Annotated in this window: 17 protein-coding genes and 1 pseudogene; 11 read left to right on the top strand and 7 right to left on the bottom strand. The window is 69.6% G+C overall.

The window, feature by feature from the left end; translation table 11 throughout:
• Nucleotides 1–30: 30 nt before the first annotated feature.
• Nucleotides 31–1,254 carry a hypothetical protein gene (locus ACFZCD_RS30310; protein ID WP_391836260.1) on the bottom strand — a complete coding sequence of 408 codons (1,224 nt, stop codon included), beginning with the start codon at nucleotides 1,252–1,254 and terminating at the stop codon, nucleotides 31–33.
• A gap of 693 nt (nucleotides 1,255–1,947) precedes the next feature.
• Between ACFZCD_RS30310 and ACFZCD_RS30305 the strand changes: the two genes are divergently transcribed.
• Nucleotides 1,948–2,970 carry a NucA/NucB deoxyribonuclease domain-containing protein gene (locus ACFZCD_RS30305; protein WP_391836259.1) on the top strand — a complete coding sequence of 341 codons (1,023 nt, stop codon included), beginning with the start codon at nucleotides 1,948–1,950 and terminating at the stop codon, nucleotides 2,968–2,970.
• Between the two features lie 92 nt (nucleotides 2,971–3,062).
• The gene (locus tag ACFZCD_RS30300) at nucleotides 3,063–3,617 is read left to right on the top strand and encodes a hypothetical protein (protein ID WP_391836258.1); all 555 of its coding nucleotides are present in this window, start codon (nucleotides 3,063–3,065) and stop codon (nucleotides 3,615–3,617) included.
• 91 nt (nucleotides 3,618–3,708) lie between these two features.
• On the opposite strand, the gene ACFZCD_RS30295 is transcribed toward ACFZCD_RS30300, so the two are convergent.
• Complete coding sequence (locus ACFZCD_RS30295) at nucleotides 3,709–4,269, bottom strand: hypothetical protein (RefSeq protein WP_391836257.1); 561 nt, start codon at nucleotides 4,267–4,269, stop codon at nucleotides 3,709–3,711.
• 552 nt (nucleotides 4,270–4,821) lie between these two features.
• Here ACFZCD_RS30295 and ACFZCD_RS30290 point away from each other — a divergent pair.
• From ACFZCD_RS30290 to ACFZCD_RS30275, 4 genes and pseudogenes are all read left to right on the top strand, one after another.
• Entirely contained in the window at nucleotides 4,822–5,988 is a 1,167-nt protein-coding gene (locus ACFZCD_RS30290) for a protein-L-isoaspartate O-methyltransferase (protein WP_391836256.1), read from the top strand.
• A 74-nt stretch (nucleotides 5,989–6,062) separates the two neighbouring features.
• Nucleotides 6,063–7,232 carry a hypothetical protein gene (locus ACFZCD_RS30285; protein ID WP_391836255.1) on the top strand — a complete coding sequence of 390 codons (1,170 nt, stop codon included), beginning with the start codon at nucleotides 6,063–6,065 and terminating at the stop codon, nucleotides 7,230–7,232.
• Nucleotides 7,233–7,414: 182 nt separating this feature from the next.
• Nucleotides 7,415–8,275, top strand: a pseudogene (locus ACFZCD_RS30280) (SDR family oxidoreductase).
• A gap of 646 nt (nucleotides 8,276–8,921) precedes the next feature.
• The gene (locus ACFZCD_RS30275) at nucleotides 8,922–10,802 is read left to right on the top strand and encodes a ricin-type beta-trefoil lectin domain protein (RefSeq protein ID WP_391836254.1); all 1,881 of its coding nucleotides are present in this window, start codon (nucleotides 8,922–8,924) and stop codon (nucleotides 10,800–10,802) included.
• 316 nt (nucleotides 10,803–11,118) lie between these two features.
• Here ACFZCD_RS30275 and ACFZCD_RS30270 read toward each other — a convergent pair whose 3' ends face one another.
• Nucleotides 11,119–11,826, bottom strand: coding sequence for a hypothetical protein (locus ACFZCD_RS30270; protein WP_391836253.1), 708 nt, complete (start codon nucleotides 11,824–11,826; stop codon nucleotides 11,119–11,121).
• A 334-nt stretch (nucleotides 11,827–12,160) separates the two neighbouring features.
• Here ACFZCD_RS30270 and ACFZCD_RS30265 point away from each other — a divergent pair, with 334 nt between their 5' ends.
• Both ACFZCD_RS30265 and ACFZCD_RS30260 read left to right on the top strand, forming a co-directional pair.
• Nucleotides 12,161–12,736, top strand: a complete 576-nt coding sequence (locus ACFZCD_RS30265; RefSeq protein ID WP_391836252.1) for a hypothetical protein — start codon at nucleotides 12,161–12,163, stop codon at nucleotides 12,734–12,736.
• A gap of 540 nt (nucleotides 12,737–13,276) precedes the next feature.
• Nucleotides 13,277–13,930: a hypothetical protein gene (locus tag ACFZCD_RS30260; protein ID WP_391836251.1), complete on the top strand. Its 654-nt coding sequence runs from the start codon at nucleotides 13,277–13,279 to the stop codon at nucleotides 13,928–13,930.
• 165 nt (nucleotides 13,931–14,095) lie between these two features.
• Here the strand turns inward: ACFZCD_RS30260 and ACFZCD_RS30255 are convergent, their stop codons facing one another.
• The 4 genes from ACFZCD_RS30255 to ACFZCD_RS30240 all read right to left on the bottom strand — a co-directional run bounded on the left by ACFZCD_RS30255 (nucleotide 14,096) and on the right by ACFZCD_RS30240 (nucleotide 18,232).
• Entirely contained in the window at nucleotides 14,096–14,224 is a 129-nt protein-coding gene (locus tag ACFZCD_RS30255) for a hypothetical protein (RefSeq protein WP_391836250.1), read from the bottom strand.
• 835 nt (nucleotides 14,225–15,059) lie between these two features.
• On the bottom strand, nucleotides 15,060–15,185 hold the full coding sequence (locus ACFZCD_RS30250) for a hypothetical protein (protein ID WP_391836249.1): 126 nt from the start codon (nucleotides 15,183–15,185) through the stop codon (nucleotides 15,060–15,062).
• Between the two features lie 268 nt (nucleotides 15,186–15,453).
• Nucleotides 15,454–16,932: an MFS transporter gene (locus ACFZCD_RS30245; protein WP_391836248.1), complete on the bottom strand. Its 1,479-nt coding sequence runs from the start codon at nucleotides 16,930–16,932 to the stop codon at nucleotides 15,454–15,456.
• A gap of 367 nt (nucleotides 16,933–17,299) precedes the next feature.
• On the bottom strand, nucleotides 17,300–18,232 hold the full coding sequence (locus ACFZCD_RS30240; protein WP_391836247.1) for a hypothetical protein: 933 nt from the start codon (nucleotides 18,230–18,232) through the stop codon (nucleotides 17,300–17,302).
• Between ACFZCD_RS30240 and ACFZCD_RS30235 the strand changes: the two genes are divergently transcribed.
• The 3 genes from ACFZCD_RS30235 to ACFZCD_RS30225 all read left to right on the top strand — a co-directional run bounded on the left by ACFZCD_RS30235 (nucleotide 18,231) and on the right by ACFZCD_RS30225 (nucleotide 21,042).
• Nucleotides 18,231–18,725, top strand: a complete 495-nt coding sequence (locus ACFZCD_RS30235; protein ID WP_391836246.1) for a transposase — start codon at nucleotides 18,231–18,233, stop codon at nucleotides 18,723–18,725. The two genes, ACFZCD_RS30240 and ACFZCD_RS30235, sit on opposite strands and share 2 nt — an antisense overlap.
• A 1,679-nt stretch (nucleotides 18,726–20,404) precedes the next feature.
• Nucleotides 20,405–20,659, top strand: coding sequence for an antitoxin MazE7 (locus tag ACFZCD_RS30230; RefSeq protein WP_391836245.1), 255 nt, complete (start codon nucleotides 20,405–20,407; stop codon nucleotides 20,657–20,659).
• A 5-nt stretch (nucleotides 20,660–20,664) separates the two neighbouring features.
• A complete protein-coding gene (locus ACFZCD_RS30225) occupies nucleotides 20,665–21,042 on the top strand; it encodes a toxin Doc (RefSeq protein WP_391836244.1) in 378 nt (125 codons plus the stop codon).
• The last annotated feature ends 4 nt before the right edge of the window (nucleotides 21,043–21,046 follow it).

Below are 21,046 nucleotides of genomic sequence, written 5' to 3'. Positions count from 1 at the left end.
AGGAGGCTCGGGTTGCTGGTCCGAACAGGGTCAGGTCCGGCGCAGACCGGAAGGGGCCGGCAGCCGTGCTCGGGCCGCGGCGCGTACCTCGGGCGTCTCCATCGGATCATCGCGCAGGAGGGCGATCCGCCCCAGGGTCTCCGGGGTCGCGGGCGCAGAGGAGATCCCCAGTAGCCGCGCCCTCTCCTCGCAGTCCCAGAGGGACTCGGTGTACACGTACTCCAGGCCTTCCTGGTTGATGGCGGCGAGTGCCTCCAGATATGCGGTCCGCTCATAGGAGTGCGGGGTGCACAGCCAGAAGCGCCGCAGGTAGGGCGCCGCGCCGGCGGCGTCGGACCCGAACCGGGCCAGGCGCCGGGCCGTCCGGTCGGGGCCGCACCAAGTCCGCGCCGCCCATTGCTCTGCGAGGTCTTCCACGAGCCCTGGCAATGCATCGGGCTCTGGGTGATCGGCCAGGAGATCGGCTCCCAGCTGCGCCAGCCAGGGGCGTTCGTCCTGCGCCCAGCCGTGGGCTGCTGGTACGGCAGCGGTGCCGAGGCGCTCAACGGCCCGCCTGAGCGGGAGCAGGGGCCGGTGACCATCCGCAGTGGCCAGTGAGGGGACCAGCGGGATCAGTTCCTCAGCGGGTTCCCGGCTGTTCAGCGCGCGCAGTGCTTCGCACTCCATGGCATCTTCCGCAGGAGCGTCGGCGAGCACGGTGAGGAGCTCTGCGGTGCTGAGCCCGGTCAGTGACGGCCGCGGTGTGGACGGGCGGCTCTGCACGTGGATCCCGAACCGCTTCCACGGCTCGAAGGGCCACGGAAGCTCCGCTTCTCCACCGATTCGAGCGCGTGCGACATCACCGAGGTCTTCCCACCACTCTGCCGGCCACCCGGCTGATACCGATTCCAGGACACGAACCCAATGTTCGCCTCTTCGGACATACTCCCGAAGCCCTTCCCGTGCCTCGTCCGATCCGGCGAGGGCCAGCAGCTCCAGGACGTGGCAGGCCCGCAAGCAGGACTCCTCGTCCCCCACCAGCTGGTCCACGATTGGTGTGAGGGACAGTTTCAGGTCCTGGACCAGCCGCGCCAGGTACAGAGACCGATCGTCGGTCCCGTCCCACCGCCACTCACGGCGAATCCCGTCGTACACCGCTGCGGCGGCACCCTGCGGATTCTGGAGTGCGCGGGCCGCACCCAGGCCACGCCCCCGTTGCAGCAGGCCCTCGAGTGAGTCGGGGTGGGCGTATGTCATCTCGTACTCATCGCTCATCACCCGGAACTCTGCCCGATTCGGGCACCGGCCCGCCAGGCGATATCGTCGGGCCCCGTTCCGGCCGAACACACCGAGCCCTCGACGAGGCTGTGGTGCTGTCGAAATCCATGAATAATCCGTCCACCTCGCCGGAGGGTGACGTTCGCCGCCCGGGCCAAAGCCCCCGGGTGCGTTCCGCGGGCCATCCACGAGCGGCAGGTGATCAGGTGCACCACCCGTCGCCCCTCCGCCGCGCGTGCCGGAACGGGCGCCCGGTCAGAACAGGCCTGTCCTGGAGTAGGTCCGGGATTCCGGCAGGGCACCCCGGGAGACGAGCCACGGCCGGGCCGGCGGGAGGTACAGACCCAGGACGGTGATGCCGGGCGCATGACTTCCTCCACGGTCCGCTCGACGGTCTCGCCCTCCGGGGGGGGGGGGCGTGCTCGACGGCCAGCTACACGTACGCCGGAGCCGTCTCCACAGAGCCGTCTCATTCGGGCTGGTGCAGGTCTGGGCACATGAGGTGTAGGCAGTCGGCGCCGGCGGTTCTCGGCCACTGTGCCGCAAAGACGTTCCCTGCAACTGACGTTCGGCGTACGCTCGTTGACCGCGTCGCGCCCCACCAAGGGCAACACGGCCCACGGGAGTCGCACGGCGCAAGGGGGAAGCGTCTTGCGAATACAAATCGTCAGAAGCCTCACCGTCTCCGCCTTGGCGGCCGGACTGCTCGTCCCGGCCGCGGCATCTTCGCAGGCGGCTGTGTCTCAGCCGGCCGCCCCGGCAATGATCCAGGCCGACATCGCCCCGGTGGCCGTGGAGACCGCCCCGTCGAACACCACCGCGGGGGTGGTGGCAACGCCGCAGGCCAACGCCACCTGCAAGATCAACATGATCTCGATCAACCGGTTCAGCGAATGTGAATGGGTCACCCTGCGCCTGAAGGTCATCCGTGTCATCAACGGCGTACCCCGACAGGTCGGCACCGCCACCTTCACCGCCCGTCACACGATGACGCTGCACTCGAAGTCGGCGAACTGGGACGAGAAGTTCCAGCTCTCCAAGGCCAGCACCACCGGCGAAGGCAAAGGGATCACCGTCAGCGTCAACGCCACGGCCGGGAACGGCACCACCGCCAAGACGCACTACAGCCCGCACCTGCTCGACACAGCCTCGTCAGGCAGCGTTGCCTACACGACCGGGGCCATGCGCAAGGGCCGCATCAACAACAAGACCCAGACCAGGTACACGTTCCAGTACACCAAACCGGGCTATGTCCCTGGCTCGACCACCTACCCCTCGGCGACCTGGCGGTGTGACAACTACTACGGCACCTCCGGCTGTGCCATGACCGACCAGCCCACCGCGGTGTCGATGGTGGGTATCCCGTGGATCGACGACGGGATCCGCACGCTCCGCGCCCGCGGCGGCCGCTACGGCGACCCGAACGGCGGTAAGCCCCTGCACTGGATGATCAACACCAAGCAGAAGAACGACAACCGCAGGGCGGTCTGCGGGGGCCGCACAGTGCCGCCGGAGATGAAGCGGGTGGGGCGCACGTACTGTGACGAGTACCCGTTCGCCTCCACCTACGAGGGCGGCAAGAAGCTGCCGGCTTCACAGCGTGAGACGACGTGGGTGAGCCCGAACGAGAACAACACCCAGGGCGCCCGCATCACGAACTGGCGCCGGCCGATGCACGTCATGGACAACGACCCGTTCTACGTCATCGCCTGACCGTCATCGCCTGACCTCTGACAGGCTGGACCGAACGGCAACACAGGGCACCCCCGAGAACCGGGGGTGCCCTCCTGCGTGAGGAAACCACCGTGATCATCGCTGAGAGCACCCTGACGCCGGAGACCGGCGAGTACGGCTACCTCCTCGCACTCGGCGAGGAATACGAATGGCCGCCCGAGTGGCCGTACGGCTGGCGGTGCGGGCCCATCGGGGGCGACACGGCGCACATCCTCACCGACACCGATACCGGCACCATCACCATCACCATCCAGACCCACGACGAGCCGCCCCCACCCGAAACCCGCCCAGGCTGGGGCCCGGCAGAAGAAATCAGCCTGCACGCCACCGAGGACACCCCCGTCATCTACATCCTCGGCAGCGGCGACTTCGAAGAGGCCGAACCCGACGACGGCCCACTCACGCTGCCCACCGACCAGGTACCGGTGTGGATCCGGATGCGCCTGTACTGCCGCACCACAGACCCCGAACCCGGCGTCGGCGACCGTGATGAGCACCACCTGATCCAATTGTGGACCGCCCCGCAGAAGCCGCCGGTGCACCCGGAACTGACCCCATCCGATCTCGCACTCCGCCGCTCCTACAAGGAGGACTTCGACCAGAGCACCGCCGCCTGGCGGCAATAACCGTCCGCCCGCGGGCCGCATCTCCCCGCGTGCCCGCGCGACGGCCGGCACACCGTTGGTGGTACTACGGCCCAGGCCCTGGCCGCTGGGGTTACTTCAGGGCGGAGTCGGCGGTGCTCGAGGCGCCGGCGGTTGCGGTCTGGGCGGTGGCGTTGAGGGTGTCCTTGGCGGAGGTGAGCGGGCCGGGCTCAGGGGCGGGGGGCAGGCGGCGGGTCGGAGAGGACGGCGGCTGCTCGGGCGAGGAGGACGATCCGCCCTTGGCGTCGTACTGGTAGGAGTCGGTGACCTTGTGCTCCTTGGTGATCTCCCCCGGTGCCGGGGAGACGATCGCCATCGCCATCGCCATCGGCAGCGGGCCCAGGCCGTGGCCGTGATCGTGGTCGTCGGCCATTGCGGCGGACGCCAGAGCGAAGACCATGGCGGACGCGGCGACGGCCACCAGGGTGGCGGTCATTCGGGTACGTGCAGCAGACATCAACTTGCCCGCGATGAGCTTGGCGCGCCACGTCTGGTGTTCGACAGGAGCACCCCGCTTCACCTCAGTCCCGTCCGGCAGGGTCTCCACGTGGGCCCAGGGGACGGTCAGGGAGCCGGTGCGGTTCTTGTGCTGGGCGAGGGCTGCAACACCTCCCTCGAACGTCTGTCTGTTCATCTGCTCTGTCTTTCACTCGGGGAGTTGCGATGGGAGGAGCACTTCGGGCGGGGCCGGGGGATTGTGTCGCGTTCTCGCGAAAATCTCCTGTCGACCCTTGAACCGTGCGGACGCTGCCGGGCCGCAGCCGTAGCGAAGATTCGCGAGAGCTTGACAAAGACCCGAACTGTGAGGTCCAGGCCCATATGCCGAGACGGGGTGAGAGACAGCGAGCCGAGCGATCAGGAAGACGTCCGAGCGGTCGCTCGACTGTAACCACACCCCTTCTTCGCGAACCCTCACACCTCCTCAGCCCCCAGCTGATGGCAACCTGGCCGGATTCCGGCGTGGTGGTGGTTCGGAAGCTCTGCGGGGCCCGCCGTGTCCCTCTACCGTGGTCGGGAGACCCGGGGAGGCTGACGTGAAGGTTGTGCAGGCCAAGCACCGCTCGCCCATCGGAGATGACGGGCATCAGCCCAACCGGCCCGTCCCACCGCCCCCTCCGCCTCCGCCGGCTCCGGAGAAGAAGTAGCCACCGTCGTGCAGGCCTTCCCGGATGCGCCCGCTGCACACGTGGACCAGCTGTTGGCCGATGTCACCGAGCTCCTGGGCCGGCAACTACCGCCAGAGTATGAGTGCGCGCTGCGCACGGTCCCTCGGCACCTGTTCCTGCCCAGCCGGCTGTGGCTGCGCGACGGCGAAGGCGGCTACCGGCCCTGCGACCGGTCGACGGACCCGAACGAGTGGCTCACCGCGGCCTACACCGACACCCCGCTCGTCACCCAGTTCACCGATGGGCTGCCCTCCTCATCAGCCTCCATGCCCTCCATGGTGCTGCGCACCTTGCTGCTGGCCGGAATCGGCGAGGCCGCAGATGAAGTCCGGCCTCGAAGGGTTCTGGAACTGGGGACCGGAACAGGCTTCAATGCCGCCCTGCTGTGCGCCTTGCTGGGCGATGGCGCAGTCAGCACGGTCGAACTGGACCCGCTGCTCGCCGCACAGGCGGCGCGGAACCTGCAGACCGCGGGTTTCGCACCGGTAGCCTCCTGCGGTGACGCGGCCGCCGGGTGGCAGCCCAGGGCCCCGTACGAGCGAGTGATCGCGACGTTCTCCGTCGACAGGATCCCGCCGGCCTGGGTGCAGCAGACCGTAGTCGGCGGGCGCATCGTCACCCCGTGGACCTCGTCCTGGTGCCGCTACGGAACCCTCGCCCTCACGGCCGGCCCCGACGGCACCGCGCACGGACGGTTCCACGCCTTCGCCTCCTTCATGCCCATGAGACGAAGCGGCCAGGACACAGCGGGACCTGCAGCCGTTTCCGTCCGGCGCAAGGGAGTGACGAGCTTGTCCCCGTGGCTGGTCGCGGGCGGAGATCTCGACGCCGAGTTCCACCTCGGCCTGGCCGTCCCGGGCGCCTCCTTCGCCTGGGACACCAGCGGTGAACACGCCCCTGCTCGCCTGCACATCGCCGACGACGAAGGACCGTCCTGGGCAGCTGTGGATTACGACGGTCACAGCGCTGACCGGTTTACTGTGATCCAGGCGGGCCCGAGGTTGCTCTGGGACGAGATCACCGCCGGGTACACCCACTGGGAGACGCTCGGGCGCCCCCGCATCGGCCAGTACAGGCTCAGCGTGGACACGGCCGGAGAGCACACCGTGTGGGTGGAGACAGGACGCGGCAGGTCCGGGATCGTTCGCGGGAGACAAGGGGAAGCCGGCGGCGGTCAGCAGACCTGATGCTGTAGACCCCTTGCGCGCTCCGGCCGCAGGGAGGACCGCACGGCTGTCGGCCACTGGCGAGCGGAGGCACGGTGTCAGAGTTCCAGTTCTACCAATTCGTCGCCACTGAACGGCCGTTGCGGCACGACCAGCTCGCAGAGGTACGGAAGTTGACCACCCGCGCCCGCCTCACGCCGACCTCGTTCGTCAACACCTACCAGTTCGGAGATTTCAAGGGAAGCCCTGAGGGCCTGGTGGCCGACCTCTACGACGGACACCTGTACTTCGCGAACTGGGGCACCCGGCGCGTGATCCTGCGCTGGCCCGCCGAGCAGCTCCCCCCAGAGGTGGCCGAGAGCTACTGCACCGGCCCCTCGGCCACCGCGCGCCGTCACGGTGACCAGGTGCTGCTCACGCTGTTCTCCGACGACGAGGACGGGGAACTGGACGACTTCAACGATCTGTTCGACTTCAGTGACGTCGACGGCGACCGTGGGGAGCAGTGGCTGCCCTCCATCGCCCGGGCCCGCCCGGACGTCGCCGCCGGCGACCTCCGCCTCCTCTACCTCGCATGGCTGCTGTGCCTGCAGGCCGGCCAGGTGGACGACGAGGGCGCCGAACCGCCCCTGCCCGCGGGCCTCGCAGAGCTGTCGGACAGCCTCAGTGATCTGGCCGTCTTCCTGCGCATCGACCCCGACCTGATCACCGCCGCCCAGCCCCTCCCCGACCTTCCGCCCGCACCCAGGCGGACCGACTACGCGAAGTGGATCCGCCGGCTGGATGCCACCGACAAGGACACCGCGCTGACGCGCCTGCTCCACGACAACGACCAACACGTCCTGACCGAACTGCGCCGCCGCTTCCACCACGACCACCCCCGCCCCGCACCCGCCTGCCCCGGCCGTACCGCCGCCGAGCTCCGCGCCGCAGTCTCCGACCAGGCCGCCCTGCGCGTCGCCCGCGAGCAGCGGGAGGCCGAAGCCTGCCACGAGAAGGCCCAAACAGCAGCCCGGACCGCCCAGCTACGCCGCCTCGCCGACCTCGCCAAGGACCCGGAAGCCGGATGGAAGCGCGTGGGCGAGCTGATCGCGAACCGGACCGGCGTCCACTACCCCGACGCCGTCCAGATCCTGGGAGACCTTGCCACCCTGGCCGACAGCGACCACACCGGTGACGTCTTCGACCAGCGCTACCAGCGCTTCCGCCTGGCTCACACCACCAAGAAGGCCCTCCTGCGCCAACTCGACGCGGCCGGACTCTAAAACACAGCGCGCTGGTCATGCAGTCTGTGGGCCATAAGTCCGTGATCAAGGCCGGCTGACTGGACCGCCGGGTTGTGGCCGCTGCTGTCCACCCCGCTGCGGGAACCGGACTGTTCGCCAGCACGGACGGCCTATGAGGGGGAACCGGCCCGCCGCCAGGGGGCCGGTCTACCGTGCCGCGCATGCGAGTTCTGATCATCAGCGGCAGCGGCTTCCTGGGGGCCGAGCTGGTCCGGCAAGCGACAGCGGCAGGGCACGCCGCGGCCGCGACGTACGCGACCAGCCCGGCGACGTCTCTCAGACCGTGTGGTGCCCCCTTGACCTGCGGGACGCGGTCCGCCTCGACGCCGTCATGGCCGAAGTCAGCCCGCAGGCCGTCATCGACACGTCGAGCCGCAAGGACGACTGGGCGGTAACGGCCCAGGGGCCCGTCCGGCTCACGAAAACCGCGGCGAAACACGGAAGCCGCCTGGTCCACGTCTCCAGCGATGCCGTGTTCTCCGTCGCCCGGGTCCACTACGATACGAGACCTGTCTCCCTGACCCCGTCACCCCGTACGGAGCATCGAAAGCGGCCGCGGAGACCGGATTCCTCGCGGTCTATCCGAAGGCAGTTGTCGCCGCCCGCACGTCCCTGATCGTCGGGAACGGGGGGTCCGTCCACGAGCCACTGGTGCACGAGCTCGTCGCCGGCACCCGCAGCGGTGTCCTGTTCACCGACGACATCCGCTGTCCTGTACACGTCGCCGACCTGGCGGCCGCCCTCCTGGAGTCGGCGTCGAACGACGCGTCCGCATCCACCATCTCGCAGGGCCCGACGCTGCGAGCCGTCACGAGCTCGACACCCTCATTCTCATTGCCATGCGTGACGGTCTCGACATCTCCCGGCTGCCCGAGGGCCTGCGAGCTCACAGCACCCTGCCCGGCGCTCTCGACGTGCACCTCGACAGCCGGGCAACCAGGCGGAAACTGACCAAAACACTTCGCGGCGCCCGGCAGTTCTGCATGGGCACCGGTGTGACCGCCCAGCCCGTCGGCCCATAAGCCGAAGCGGCAAGACCTGCACACCGTACCGCTGGCCGTCCTGCGGCTGCCGCTGCGCGCCCGCATACAGCTGTTGCAGGCCGCGCCCCGCCTGCCCTACGCCACACCGAAGGATCTGGGCATGCTGCACGCGGCCGTGCTGTCGGTGCGGCCGCCGTGGTGGCGCGGACGGCTCGCCTGCATGGAAACGAGCCTGACCGTGGCGATGGCCGCCGCGCTGACGGGCCGCCGGGCCCGGTGGGGCTGGGCGCCCGGTTCTTGCCTCACGCCGCGCACGCGTGGGCGGAAGCCCCCCGGCGGGGCAGCGGGCCGGGATGGCGGGCAGGACGCCGTAGACCGGTGTGACTGAGTCCTTGAGAAGGACCGTTGGCCCTTCCAGCGTCATCTCCCAGCCGACGCCGTTGCAAGCGGGAATGGCTGAAAATCCATGAACTCCCTTTACACGCAGGGCCTTTGTGCCGCTTGATACCTGTTGCCGCCTGGCCGCCCGGTCGACCCATCGGTCACCGCGAACAACGACCGGAAGGACCGCTCATGCCGTTGACCGATGTGCTCGCCGCCGTGCTGCGGAGACGGCGTTGACAGGGCCCCGGGCCGCCTGGTGCCCGGGCCGACGGGAGAGGACGGATCATTGAGCGGAGCGTTGATGAGACACACCCATCTGATGACGCGGGAACCGGTACGGCGGCGGACTGCCGCCGTGGTCGCCGCCTTGGCCGCGCTGGCGGCCCTGGCCGCCAACGTGACGGTGGCCGCCCCGGCGGCGCAGGCGGTGAACAACGGCGGCACCTCGCCGTTCGCCACGTACAACATGCACGGCTCCGACAACGGCCAGACCTGGCGGTCGGAGATCGAACAACTGGCCGCGAACCACGCGGTGGTGGCGCTGCAGGAGGTCGGCGCCGGGCCACCCATGCCGGTGAACGAAAACCGGGACAACTACCGGCACATCCGGCTCACTCCCAACCGCGACCCCCAGCCCAGTTCCGTCACGCTGGTTGCCTGGCCCATCGGCAACAACGCCACCCGCTACGTGTACTACCTGCAGAGCGACCCGCGCAGGGTCGGCCTTTCGGGACAGGACACGTGGGACGGCGGCCAGATGAACCTGGCGACGGTCACCGACTCCCGGGCCGATGAGGTCCGCGTGATCGAGAACCCCACCTACGACCCCGACCCGAACGCCCCGAACAACCGTTACCGGGCACGTCCCCTGCTCGGTCTGCGGTTCGGGAACACCTGGTACTGGAACACGCACGCCCGCGGCGAGGACGTGGTCCGGCGAGGCAATCGCCCCGGGCTGCTGGACCAGGTCCGCGACTTCGCGGCCAGGGACCGCCGGAACTGGGTCCTGGCCGGCGACTTCAACCTGAACATCCTCAACCGCTCCAATGGCGAGGCCCGCAACCAGTCGCTGCACCTGCGCGCCGACGAGACCCTGCTGCGCACCGGTCAGCCGACGTTCATCAACGGCGACCATCCGAGCGAGCTGGACTACGCGATCACGCACGGCCTGCCGGGCGGCTTCACCGCTATCCGCCCGCAGGGCGCCGGCTCCGACCATGTGCCCGTGTCCTTCGCCCGCACACCCCCGCCGGCCCAGGCGCCGACCCGGTCCCACGTCTACAGCACCGTGCTGGCCACACCCACCGGCAATCTGCTCCAGGAGAACCCGGACCGCTCGATCGGGATCGGCGACGCCCGCTACGACAACAACCAGACCTTCCAGATGTTCACCACCGGCGCGCTTACCCATTACCTGCAGAACGTCGGTACGGGAGACTGCATCGCCATCGCGCCCGGCACCCGGCGGGATGTGTCCTCCCGGATCGTCGCCGGCAAGTGTGACGACCCGCGGGCGCAGTGGACGGTCAGCCACCTCGAGGACGACGTGGTGTGGAACGAGGACAACGGCGGACCGCAGCGCTGGCAGAACGTGGCCTTCCCCGGGCTCTGCCTGACCCCGTCCAACAGGTCGGTGACCGCGGAACCGTGCACCGAGAACGCTGCCCAGCGGTGGTGGGACAGCCCTACGGCCGTCCCTGCGAACGGGCAGACCACTACGGGGAACGTCCGGCTCGAATCCTCATGGCTCGGAGGCCGGCTTCGGCGGAGCGGCAATGTCCCCGGGACCGACGCCTACACCCAACCCACACCGCCCAAGCAGTGGTGGATCTACTGGCTGTTCTGGGAGCGCAAGGACTTCGGCTGGAACATCCAGCGGATCAGCAAGGACGACAACCTGGTCCGGATCCAGAGCATGGACGGCAACAACCAGTGCCTGGGCAGCCGGGACGAGCACGCCACCACGAAAGCGGATGCCGTGCTCCAGACGTGTGACGACGCCCGCGGCGTCGCCGGGGCCGGCCAGCGCTGGCTGGCCGAGAGCTACGCGGACGGCACCATCCGGTACCGCAACGAGGCGAACCACCTGTGCCTGCGGGCGCCCGACGCCGACCACGGCAAGGCCGAGCTCTACAAGTGCCAGGACATCCCGGCCGAACGCTGGAACGTGGTGAACCCCTGAATCCCACCGGGCCGCCCGGACCGCCGCACGACCGGCCCGGGCGGCCCGGCTCCCGAGGCCGGGCCGACCCGGCTTCGGGGGACTAAGGGCCCGGTCGCCGCCATCCGAGCCGGGGTCGGCCGGATGGCGGCCTCAATGCCGCCCAGGAACCCCAAGACCGGCAGCGGTCGGCGCGGGAAGGCGGCCACGTCCTGGACCGGGCAGATCACCTCCGCCCGGGACGCCTCCCACACCGTCGTCCACCGGCGCGTCCACCCCTGGTCTGGTCTCCAGCGGCGCGTCCGCCGCCGGGGCGACGGTGTACAGCACGACGAGATCATCCAGAGTGGTGAAGGCGCTGACCATCACCTTCGGATCGAGAAGCCGCCGGGCTCCTCGGAAGGCTCTGGGCAGCGACGCTTCGGGCCGACGCCGCGGTGTGAGCAGAGGCACCCCCCACTGTCTCGGCGACACGGTTGGCCAGGTCCTCCCACGGACGCGGAGCGACGACCGGCACGTCGGCCGCCCGCGCCTGCGCGGCGAGCCACCGGCCGTACAGCACGCTGACGCGTGCGCGATGGCGCTGCGGTCCGGCCTCCGGCTCCCGGCGCAGATAGTTGGCCGTCACCTGTCCCTCGTCGTCCTCGTGGAGGAAGACGGCACGGACCGGGCCTTTGGGCGTCGCCGGTCCGGGCAGGACGTAGTCCCCTTCCAGGATCACCGGGGTGTCGGTGCCCACATGGTTGGCCACCACCGCCTCGATCGCCGGCACCAGCGCCTGGGCGATCGCGATCTGCCGTTCGACCACCGACTCGGGCGTCCGGCGGGCGGCCTCCGGGTGAGTGCGCCAGAAGTGGACCTCCGGCAGGTGCTCGGGCAGTGTCACCGCGAGGAGGGCCTCCACGATGTCGTCGACCTCCACGACGGGGACGTCGTACCGTCGTGCCAACGCCCGCCCGACACTGGTCTTCCCCATCCCCGACGCACCCCCGATGACGAGCACCCGCCAGTCGGGAAGAATTCTCATCTCATCAGTACCGTCCACGCGGGCAGAGTACTGCAGCCGCTTCTTTCACCTGGGCCACACCAGCCGCAGTGGTTCCCGTTCGGGGAACGGCCGCGGTGACCGTTCCCCGAACTCTTGCGCAGCGTTCCTATTTCGGCCTGACGGCTCTTGACCTGCTGGTACAGGGTTCAGAAACAGGCATATGGCGATGACGCGCCGCGCGGGTGTCAGGGGGCCGGCCGGTCGGGAGGCCGGGGACCGGCCGGGGCATGGTGCGGCGGCCGGGTTCTGCGCATGTGCACCCGGGTCCGTACAGACGGCCGCCGCTGTCAGGGTCAACGACAACGCCCTGGGCACCGTCACGCTCCTGCACGTGTTCATCCACGCGGAGCGGAAAACCGGTGGCGCCGTCACGGTGGCCGGGGCTGCGCTGGCTGCGGGCATACTGCTCGGCATGGAGTCCTCGCTCGCCACCCGGATACACCTGCTGGTCACCTTGGTGCTGGTGACGTGCGCGGTGCTGGGCGGAGCCTGCTTCGGCTTTCTCGCAGGCGGCCGCATGACGGCGGTGATGGCCGCGGGTGCAGCCGGTCTGGGCGCGGGAATCGGATCGTTCCTCGCCCGCCGCCAGGTAGTTGCCTTCTTCCAGCCCGAGGCCGTCCTGGCTGACGGGTACGCGGAGGGCATCGCCGACGCTGTCCTGATGAGCATCGCGACCTACCACGCGGCCGTCTTCCCCCTCACCCGGGATGGAGTGAGCCAGGAGGAACGCGACGCCCGCCGCACTCTCGCCTACCAGGCCTGCGCCTTGGACGGCCTGCCCCTGCGGGTACGGGTTGCGGCGGCCGGAGCCCTGGAGGCCATCGACCGGGGCCTGGACGTCGAGCACGCCCACACCGCGATGAAGGACCTGACCCTCACCGTCTACGAGCACCGCGCCGGCCGCTGACCCGGCGCCCCCACAGAAGGGGGCCGTGGCGGTCGAGCGGGACAGAGGCGCGGTCCGCCCGCCGAAGGCATGCTCCGGACTGCGGGGCAGGGTGGGCTCCCGCAGGCTGGTGGCATGCCGCGAGGACATGCCCTGTGGCCGGGTGCGATCGGATTCGGACTGGTGTCTTCTCTGAACTCTGGCGCGTGCACGGCGTCAGCTGCGCATAGGCCGGTTGTGCCGCTTCGCACCCTGCGCCACCAGGGGGTGGGGCGCACGCAGCAAGGACGCGGCTGGGGCTGTCGGGTTGGCTCGCTGTCAGAGGGTGTCGGCAAAATCACCGTTATGAATGGCAGACGTACCACCCCGCCACGGCCGGTCGACATCGCCGCGGTCTTCCCCGCGCTGGCCCCGCTGGCCCGCCCAGCAGTCCGGTTGCACCCGCGTCCCGGCTCTCCCACAGTGCACGACAGCTCGATCGGCGGGCCTCTGCTGTGGCCCGCACAGCAACCTTGGCAGTACTGCCGCATCGAGCATGAAGGCCTCCACCCCCTGGTGCCCGTGGCCCAGTTGTACGCGCGGGACATACCCCTGCTGCAGCCGCCCGGGCGGACCGACCTGCTGCAGGTCCTGTGGTGCCCCTCGGAGCACGCGCCGGACTCAAGCATTCCGATCGAGTTGTCCTGGCGAACCGCCGCGGATGTCACCGACGTGCTGGCCGCGCCGCCCGAGCCGTTCGACGCGGACGAGGACCTCTACGTGCCTGAGCCGTGCGTGCTCGCGCCGGAGCAGGTCACCGAGTACCCCGATTCCCTGGAACTCCCCGAGGAGGTGAAGCAGCAGATTGCGGACCCTGCGCCTTGGCGGGCGGCGGGCATTGCGATTGACGATGCCGGACCGCTGGTGCTCTATGACAAGGCGCTGTCCTACGCCCCTGGCTGGAAGATCGGTGGCTGGGCCCCCTGGGGACTGACCGATCCCGTGCCGCGGTTCTGTGTGGCCTGCGGTGCAGCGATGACGCCGCTGCTGACCATCTCCTCGTCAGAATGGCACCGCCACAGCACGAGCTGGATCCCGAACGAGGACCGGGGCCCCGGTGCATCCGACGACAGCTGGTCCAATCCTCCCGGCATCACGGTGCTGGACGCCAACCACCTCCAGCTGTACGCCTGCCCGGCGAACGGAGGCCACCCGCACACCGTTCTGGTCCAGTGAGGAGCTGCGGAAGGCCCGAAACCGGGTGACGGAAGGCCGCACTCCTCCGCCCGACCGGGGCTGTCGGGTACGTCGCCGCGGTGGGAGAAGCGTTCCCCCGCGGCCACCCCTGAATCGGCTCCACGCTCCGCGGTAGCCGGGTCAGGAGCTCGCGGTGCAGCTGGCCTACGTCTTGGCCCCGGTCTTCTTCTCGCCGCGGGCGGCCCGGGCGGCACCGGTGGCGGCTGTCTCGCCGGTGTCCTTGGGTGTGCGGGCACGCTCGACAGTGGCCCGCAGGGCCTCCGTAACGTCCACGGCGCCGGTCGGGGCGGCCGCGAGCACGCCTGCAGCTCGGCGAAGAACTCGGACACAGGCTCCACCACCACCCCGCCGGCATCCAGCAGCACATACGGCTGGGCCGGGCTCGCCACCTCCTCCAAGGCACGAGTCTGGGGCAGCACGAAACCGCGTCGAGCTGCCCACCGCTCTCGTACAGGCCGCCGCCGGGTCCTGCAAGCGGCCTCCGCCGCGGATCCCCTGGACGAGGCCACCCGCAGCAGCACGGCCGAGATCGCCGCACTGCTGGCCAAATTCGTGGATGACGGTTCCTGAGCCCTTGCCCCGGACGCGCACTGCACCAGCTCGTGGAGCGACTGGCTTCTCGGTGCGCACTGTGCGGGGCAGTGCACACGGTGCCACCGGTGACCACTTCATCGCCGGTTCGCGGGCCGTTTGCGACTGCGGCGGACAGATGCCAGGGTGCGCGCCTGCTGGATGGTCAGGGTGCCGTCGGCCACGGCGGCCTGGAGATCCGGCTGCAGTTTGAGAAGAGCCAGCCGTTGAGATGCGGTGGCGCCCGGCTGATTCCCAATGACTCGGCGAATTCGTTCTGGCTTCTTTTCTGTCCGGGCGCCCGGAACGCGGCTGACAATAGCTGCGCCTCGTCCAAGGGGCCCAGGTGAGTCCGGTTGCTCCGCCGCCCTCACCGCGTAGCCCCGGGACCGGCGCCCACGCCGGCTCCAAGAGAGCGACGACGGGTCATGCCGGATGTGCCCGAAGGCTCGGCTCATGGGCCGGTGAGGATGTCGTGAGTGCCGATCCGGTGCCAGACGATGTACTGCTCGCCGCTGACTATTTCCGGGCCGTGCTGTCACGTCGCCCGGCTGTTGCCGCCCAGGGTGTGCTCGAAGATGCCGGGTGCGCGCCGCACGCCCTTGACCCGCAGCCTGAGGCGGAACGTGCGGCCGTCGCGCGGGTTCTCGACGCAGGCGGCCACGGCCTGGTGGAAACGGTAGTGCTGCTCGGGGGTGAGGCGGTCCAGGTCGGCGGTGAAGCGGGGCAGGGCTCCGTACGTGGGTACGACGAACTCCTCCGGGAAGCACGAAGCCCCCGGCCGGGCGGCCGGGGGCGGTGGTGGCTGTTGGTGTTGAAGGGCGTCGGTGACGTGGTGCTCAGTGGGTGGTGGTCGGGGGAGTGGTGCGCTGGTGTGCGTCGTTTACGACGGGCGGCGGCACGGGGAGGTGCCGCCCCCTTGGGGAACCGGCCTAGCCGGCCCGGTTCTTCGTGCGCCTGGGCAGGAAGAACATCAGGGCCCACATCAGGGCGAGGAGGCTGCCGACCCACCACAGCACGGTGACGAACGCGTCGCGGTTGACTCCGGCGTCGGGCGAGCCGCCGGTGGTGGCGAAGAACACCAGGGCGGTCAGGGCGGTGCCGAGGGCGATGCCCAGGTGGATTGCGGTGTTGAACAGGCCGGAGGCGGCTCCGGCGTTCTCGTGCGGGACGCGGGCCAGCGACAGGTCGGCGAGCGGGCCGCTGACCATGCCGAGGCCGAAGCCGATCAGTACCACCGGAGCGGTCATCGCCGGCAAGGTCAGGTCCCCCTGGGCTGTGGCGGCCTGGAGGCCGTAGGCGGCCATGGAAGCGGCCGCAATGAGGGCTCCGGCCTGGGGAAGGCGGCGGGCGAAGCGCCCGCCGCTCTTCGCCGCGAGCGTCGCGCCGGCCAGCTCTCCGAGGGAGAGCAGTACGAAGGCCAGGGCCGCATGGAAGGGGCTCATGCCCAATCCGTGCTGGAGGTAGAGGGTCCAGGTCATGAAGAACAGCCCGCACAGCAGGCCGTGCACCAGCTGCGCGGCTGTGCCGCCGGAGAACGGCCTGCCCCGGAAGAGGGACAGGGGCACGAGAGGTGCCTTGTTCTGCTTACGCTGCTGATGGCGCAGGAAGACGCCCAGCGCAAGGAGACCGGCGGCGAGCAGGGCGAAGCACCACACCGGCCAATGATGGAGGTGCCCCTCGCTGAGCGGGAAGACGATCAGGACGATGGCCAGCGCGGACAGCAGCATGCCGGTGAGGTCGAGCCGGTCGGCCTTCTTCACGGTCGACTCAGGGATGAACCGGCGTCCCAGGAGGAGCACGGCGAGGCCGACGGGCACGTTGATCAGGAAGATCGGCCGCCAGGACAGCCCGAACAGGTCGGCCTCGGTGAGCAGGCCGCCCACCACCGGGCTCAGGACGTTGGCGAGGGAGAGGACCGCCCCGTAGAGACCGAACGCCTTGCTGCGGTTTCGTCCCTCGAAGGTGACGTGGAGAGTGGCCAGGACCTGCGGGATCATCAGGGCCACCGCGATGCCCTGGAGCATGCGGGCACCGACCAGCACGCCGGGCCCGGTGGCCAGACCGCACAGCAGCGAGGCCGCGGTGAACACGATGGTGCCGATGAGGAGGATCTTTCGCCGGCCGTGGAGGTCGCCGAGGCGTCCGCCGGTGATTAGTCCGACGGCGACGGGCAGTGAATAGCCGGTGGTCAGCCATTGCACTGCGGCCGGTCCGGCGCCGGTCGACTCCTGGATCGCGGGCAGCGCGGTCAGGACGACCGACTGGTCGAGCATGTCCATCAGCTCGGCGCCCAGCAGCACCAAGAGGGCGATCCAGGCTCCCAAAGCCGTCTTCGACGGTCCGGGTGTGGGGTGGGTTGGGGGCTGGGTGGTGGGCTGTGGCTCGTTGTCGAGCGCGGGGGAAGGCACTGTGGGGGCTCCTGATGCAAGGAGTCGGGGAGCCCTGCCGTCAGCCGCGCCGGGGCCGGAAAACACGAAACCCGGGGCAGTCGGCAGAGCTGCACCCGGAAAACGACAGGGAAACGCGGGGGTGGGTGACGCAACTCAGGCCAGCGCGGCGTCCGCCCCCGGACACGTTCAAACGATCAGAACGTGGGGAACTGCGGACGGCTACTTGGCCTGGGAGATAAGTCGTCACCTCGAATCACAGCGCCAGGCCCCGGCATGGGCACAGGCGGAATTCGAAACAGGGTAAAGGCCCCTCTGGCGCCCATGCAACGCGATAACTCACACACCCTGCGGCACCCGCCCCGCCCGGGCCCGCACGCCCCGCCGCTCACGCCGCTGCTGTGCGTTCGAGCTTCTGTCGTTTTCTCGCGACTTCTTGCTTCATGAGGTCGTCGGTCCGGGTGCTGTGCCAGATGGTGCCTTCCCACTTCACGTATCGAGGGTCGCGGTCACGCAGGAGGACGGGTTGGAGGTGGCCGTGGAAGAGGAGTGCGCTGCCCTGGCCCTTGGGGCTGCGGCGGCTGAACCACATCGCGCTCTTCTCGTGCCGGGCGAGCCGGTTTGCGGCGAGGCTGGGGAGGGTGCCGCTGACGCGGCCGGGGGTGTAGGTGGTCAGTGGCCGGCTGGGCGGCCGCCAGGAGTCGGCGAGCGCCAGTGCGCGATGGCGTCGCCGCCGCGGTCGGGCGGGCTGTAGGGATAGGTGACGTGTGTGGCGGCCTCCGCGAAGAACCGGGCCTGCCCGGCTTCGGAGCCGTCGGCCATCCGGCGCCAGTAGGACGAGGCGATCATCGGGGCGAGGGTGACGGCTTTGGGGATAGACCGCGGCGGACAACCGGGTGGTGCTGTAGTCGACGTAGTCCTGCTTCTCCCGGTCGAAGGGGATCAGGAGGTCGAGGCGGTCGTCCCGGGTGTCCCAGGTGTCGAACGGCTCCGGGTGCCCGTCCACGGACCAGGTGTGCGCGCAGATCATGAGGGCGGTCAGTACCCCGTCGTTGGTGGCGGCCCAGTCGTAGCGCCGCAGGACGGGCAGGTGGCGTCGCTGGGCGTCGATGCTGTCCGGGAGTCGGGCGAGATCGACGGCGGGGTGGTCGATGCCGGGTGGGCCGATCCACCGACCGTGGCGCAGGCAGACGTAGGTGTAGTGGGGAAGGAGCCGGTGCACCCGGCCGCTGAGATGACGGGCGTCGCAGAGGTGGCAGCCGGTCTGCGGCTGGTGACGGAACATCTCCCGGTCCGGCGGCGGGTCGCGCAGCTCCGGCATGGCCCCGGCGAGGACGTGGACGCTGCGGCCGGTCAGCGCGGCGGGCCGTTCGGGGACGACGGCGCGGCGGACGGCGCCGGGACGCTCCCACTGGGGGATCTGGGCCTGGGCCGACCGCGGCTACGCCGGCGACCTCGTCAGCTGGGCCCGCGAACGCCTCTGGCACACCCTGCGCATCGTCTCCAGGCCCAAATGCGTCAAGGGCTTCGTCGTCATGCCCCGACGCTGGAAGGCCGAGCGCGCGATCGGCTGGTGTATGAACGCCCACCGCAACGCACGCGACTATGGGCGGCTGCTCCAGCACTCCGAAGCCCATCTGAAATGGGCACTCATCACCGTGATGCCCCGACGCATCACCCGCATAAGCCCCCGCACCAGCCACTGGAGGAAGAAGAAGAGGCCCTGTTCATGTGACGTCAGCAATCGCGGACAGGTTCAAGGAACGCGAGCCGATTGCCCACCTTGTCGAACGGGCGGTGGAGGAACTGCATGAGGCGCGGGTGCTGTGGCTCGCGCGGGCGGAGCAGTACACGATGCAGCGCCTGGCGGAGAAGCGGGCCGTAGCGAACCCGCGACCGTGGTGGCTGCGGAGCAGGTGGGACGGCCCGGACCGGGCCTGGTACGACGACCCGTTCCGCCACCCGTCGCTGCGACTGTCCGAGTACGTCCGGCGACAGAACGCGATCCTGGACGGCGTCGATCTCCCCGGCTGCCCGGCCTGCGGGGACGAGGGACCGCGAGTGCTGAGCTCGACCGGGCATGGCTGGATCGAACTGTGCCGTGGGTGCGCTTGGGCGCCGGCGCCATGCCCGTGCGGCCGGCGGCATCGGTGCGTACCGGAGACGCCATTCAACTGGAACGGGCTCTGGCGGCGGGCACACATGAGCGATGACGGCATGCCGAACCCGCACTGGCCTGCGAGATAGCCACTCGGATGCGGCACGGCGAACGTTCGGGAAGCCAAAGCCCGTAAACCCCGGCGAACCCACGCGCAGGACCACCACTGCCATCAGCTGACATGCAGGTTCCGGCCTCCCAACGCTCAGGATTCCGGGAACCCGCGCGCTTGGCTTGCGAGCTGGCCGAGGACGAGCAGGCCTGCCGTGACTTGATGCCGGCCGCTGGCAGAAGGTCCTGGACCGCTATGAGGCAACCCAACCCGAAACCCACCTGCTGCGGGTCAGGCCGCCTTCCTGTAGTTCCCCGAGTAAGACCAGCTCCGGCGTTCGGGGAGTGCCTCCTCGGAACCGATCGGGGCGTTGTGCAGGCCGCCCGGGTGAGCGACCCTGAAAGGGGCGCCAAGGCGTCCTTTTCCCGGGTGGGGAGGTGCGGGCGATGCCGGAGAAGCGGCCGTGGGGTTACCAGCCTCGGTGGCGCCGCCGTCCCCGTACGGTCGAGCTGCTCGTGGGCGGTGGACCGGGTCCTTGCCCGGTACGCAGCGCAGCTGCCGCTCACGATCCGCCAGGTCTTCTCTCCGTAGTCTGGCTCTGTCTCATCACAACGGATGGTTTGATCATCTAGCAGGCCTGCGCGCAAGCCCTTCGAGACGTCGGCTGGCAGGTCCTGGAGTACCGCGGAGCGCGCAGGCACCGCTGGCTGGAGGTCGAGCCGCCCCCGTAGGCACAGGCGTGAGGGCGGCATTGGATGCCCGCGTCCAGGGATCGCCGGTATCGGTGTCAGTGCCGCCCGCTAGTGTTCGAGGGAGGCCTCTCGGGGGCCTACCGGGCCGATGCGGTTGGCACTTCGCCGCGCTGCGCCTGCTTGATCCGCTCGACGGCCGTCCTGGGGACCGGCATGAGCCGGTCGGAGGGAACGTTCGCCCCCCTGCCGCCAGGTGCCAGAGGTTCACAGGTCCACGCGTTGACGCGAAGCCGGTTTGGGCGATCTTGGATCCGGCTCCGGCCAGGCTGACATGAAGCCCGTTGAGCTCACCGAGCCATTGCATCCCGCCGACTTGATTACCGCCCTTGAGGCCGCAACCCGGGCGATACAGTGCGATCAGCGCCCCTGACCGCCACCCCGTCGGCCAGCCGGCCCTCCCCGTCGATGCAGGTCTCCTACCCTGGGACCGAAGACCCGTGCTGCACCATGGAGGCGGCGCCTCGTGCGGCATTGCCATGAGAAGGCGCAAGGCGGTAGCGCAGCGGGTATACCAATGGGCATACTCAGTGTATGGACGACAGTAACGGCAAGGACACCAGCGTCAAGGTCGACAAAGTCACCCATGCCCGCCTCAAGGCGCTCGCCGGGGACAAGCCGCTCAAGGAATTCCTCGCGGACCTCGCGATGCGCGAAGAGCAGCAGCGCGCCCTGGACACCGCGACCGAAGCGTTCCGACGCGTGCTGACCCCGGACGTGCTCGCCCGGTTCGACGCCGACTTCGGCGGCCTCCCGCCGGTCGTGCACCAGCCCCCGCAGGCGGCCTGACCTCAGTGGATCTCCTCGTCGACTACCGATGGCTCCTGGCCCGCCAGGAAGACATCCTCCGCACCGACCTGACCGTCAACGACCTGTCCGTGCTCGTCGGCATGGCCGCCCGCCACCGAGTCGACCCGCCGCGCCTCGACCAAGAGCATCCCGACGCCTACTGGCGCGCCGCCGTGTTCCTGGAGGAATGCGTCCTGCTGCGGCCATTGCCCGCGCGCAACGAGGCGTACGGATACGGCCTGGCTCTCGCTTATCTGGAGGCCTCCGGCGAACGCGTCGACACCTCCTACGAGCCGTGGCACGACCTGATCAGGGACATCGCCTCCCTGCGCCTGGACTCCTACCAGATCGCCGACCGCCTTCGATCCTGGGGAAAACCCTGACGGC

Source organism: Streptomyces sp. NPDC008001, from assembly GCF_042958085.1.
Classification (GTDB): Bacteria; Actinomycetota; Actinomycetes; order Streptomycetales; family Streptomycetaceae; genus Streptomyces.
Note: the sequence above shows the minus strand (reverse complement) of the source record. Positions and strands in the feature narration are given on the sequence as shown.

What these genes read in the sequence shown, in the direction of transcription:
- ACFZCD_RS30295 (WP_391836257.1), bottom strand. Translation starts at nt 4,269, where the DNA reads ATGAACAGACAGACGTTCGAGGGAGGTGTTGCAGCCCTCGCCCAGCAC.
- ACFZCD_RS30230 (WP_391836245.1), top strand. Translation starts at nt 20,405, where the DNA reads ATGGACGACAGTAACGGCAAGGACACCAGCGTCAAGGTCGACAAAGTC.
- ACFZCD_RS30235 (WP_391836246.1), top strand. Translation starts at nt 18,231, where the DNA reads ATGGCCCCGGCGAGGACGTGGACGCTGCGGCCGGTCAGCGCGGCGGGC.
- ACFZCD_RS30240 (WP_391836247.1), bottom strand. Translation starts at nt 18,232, where the DNA reads ATGCCGGAGCTGCGCGACCCGCCGCCGGACCGGGAGATGTTCCGTCAC.
- ACFZCD_RS30275 (WP_391836254.1), top strand. Translation starts at nt 8,922, where the DNA reads ATGAGACACACCCATCTGATGACGCGGGAACCGGTACGGCGGCGGACT.
- ACFZCD_RS30310 (WP_391836260.1), bottom strand. Translation starts at nt 1,254, where the DNA reads ATGAGCGATGAGTACGAGATGACATACGCCCACCCCGACTCACTCGAG.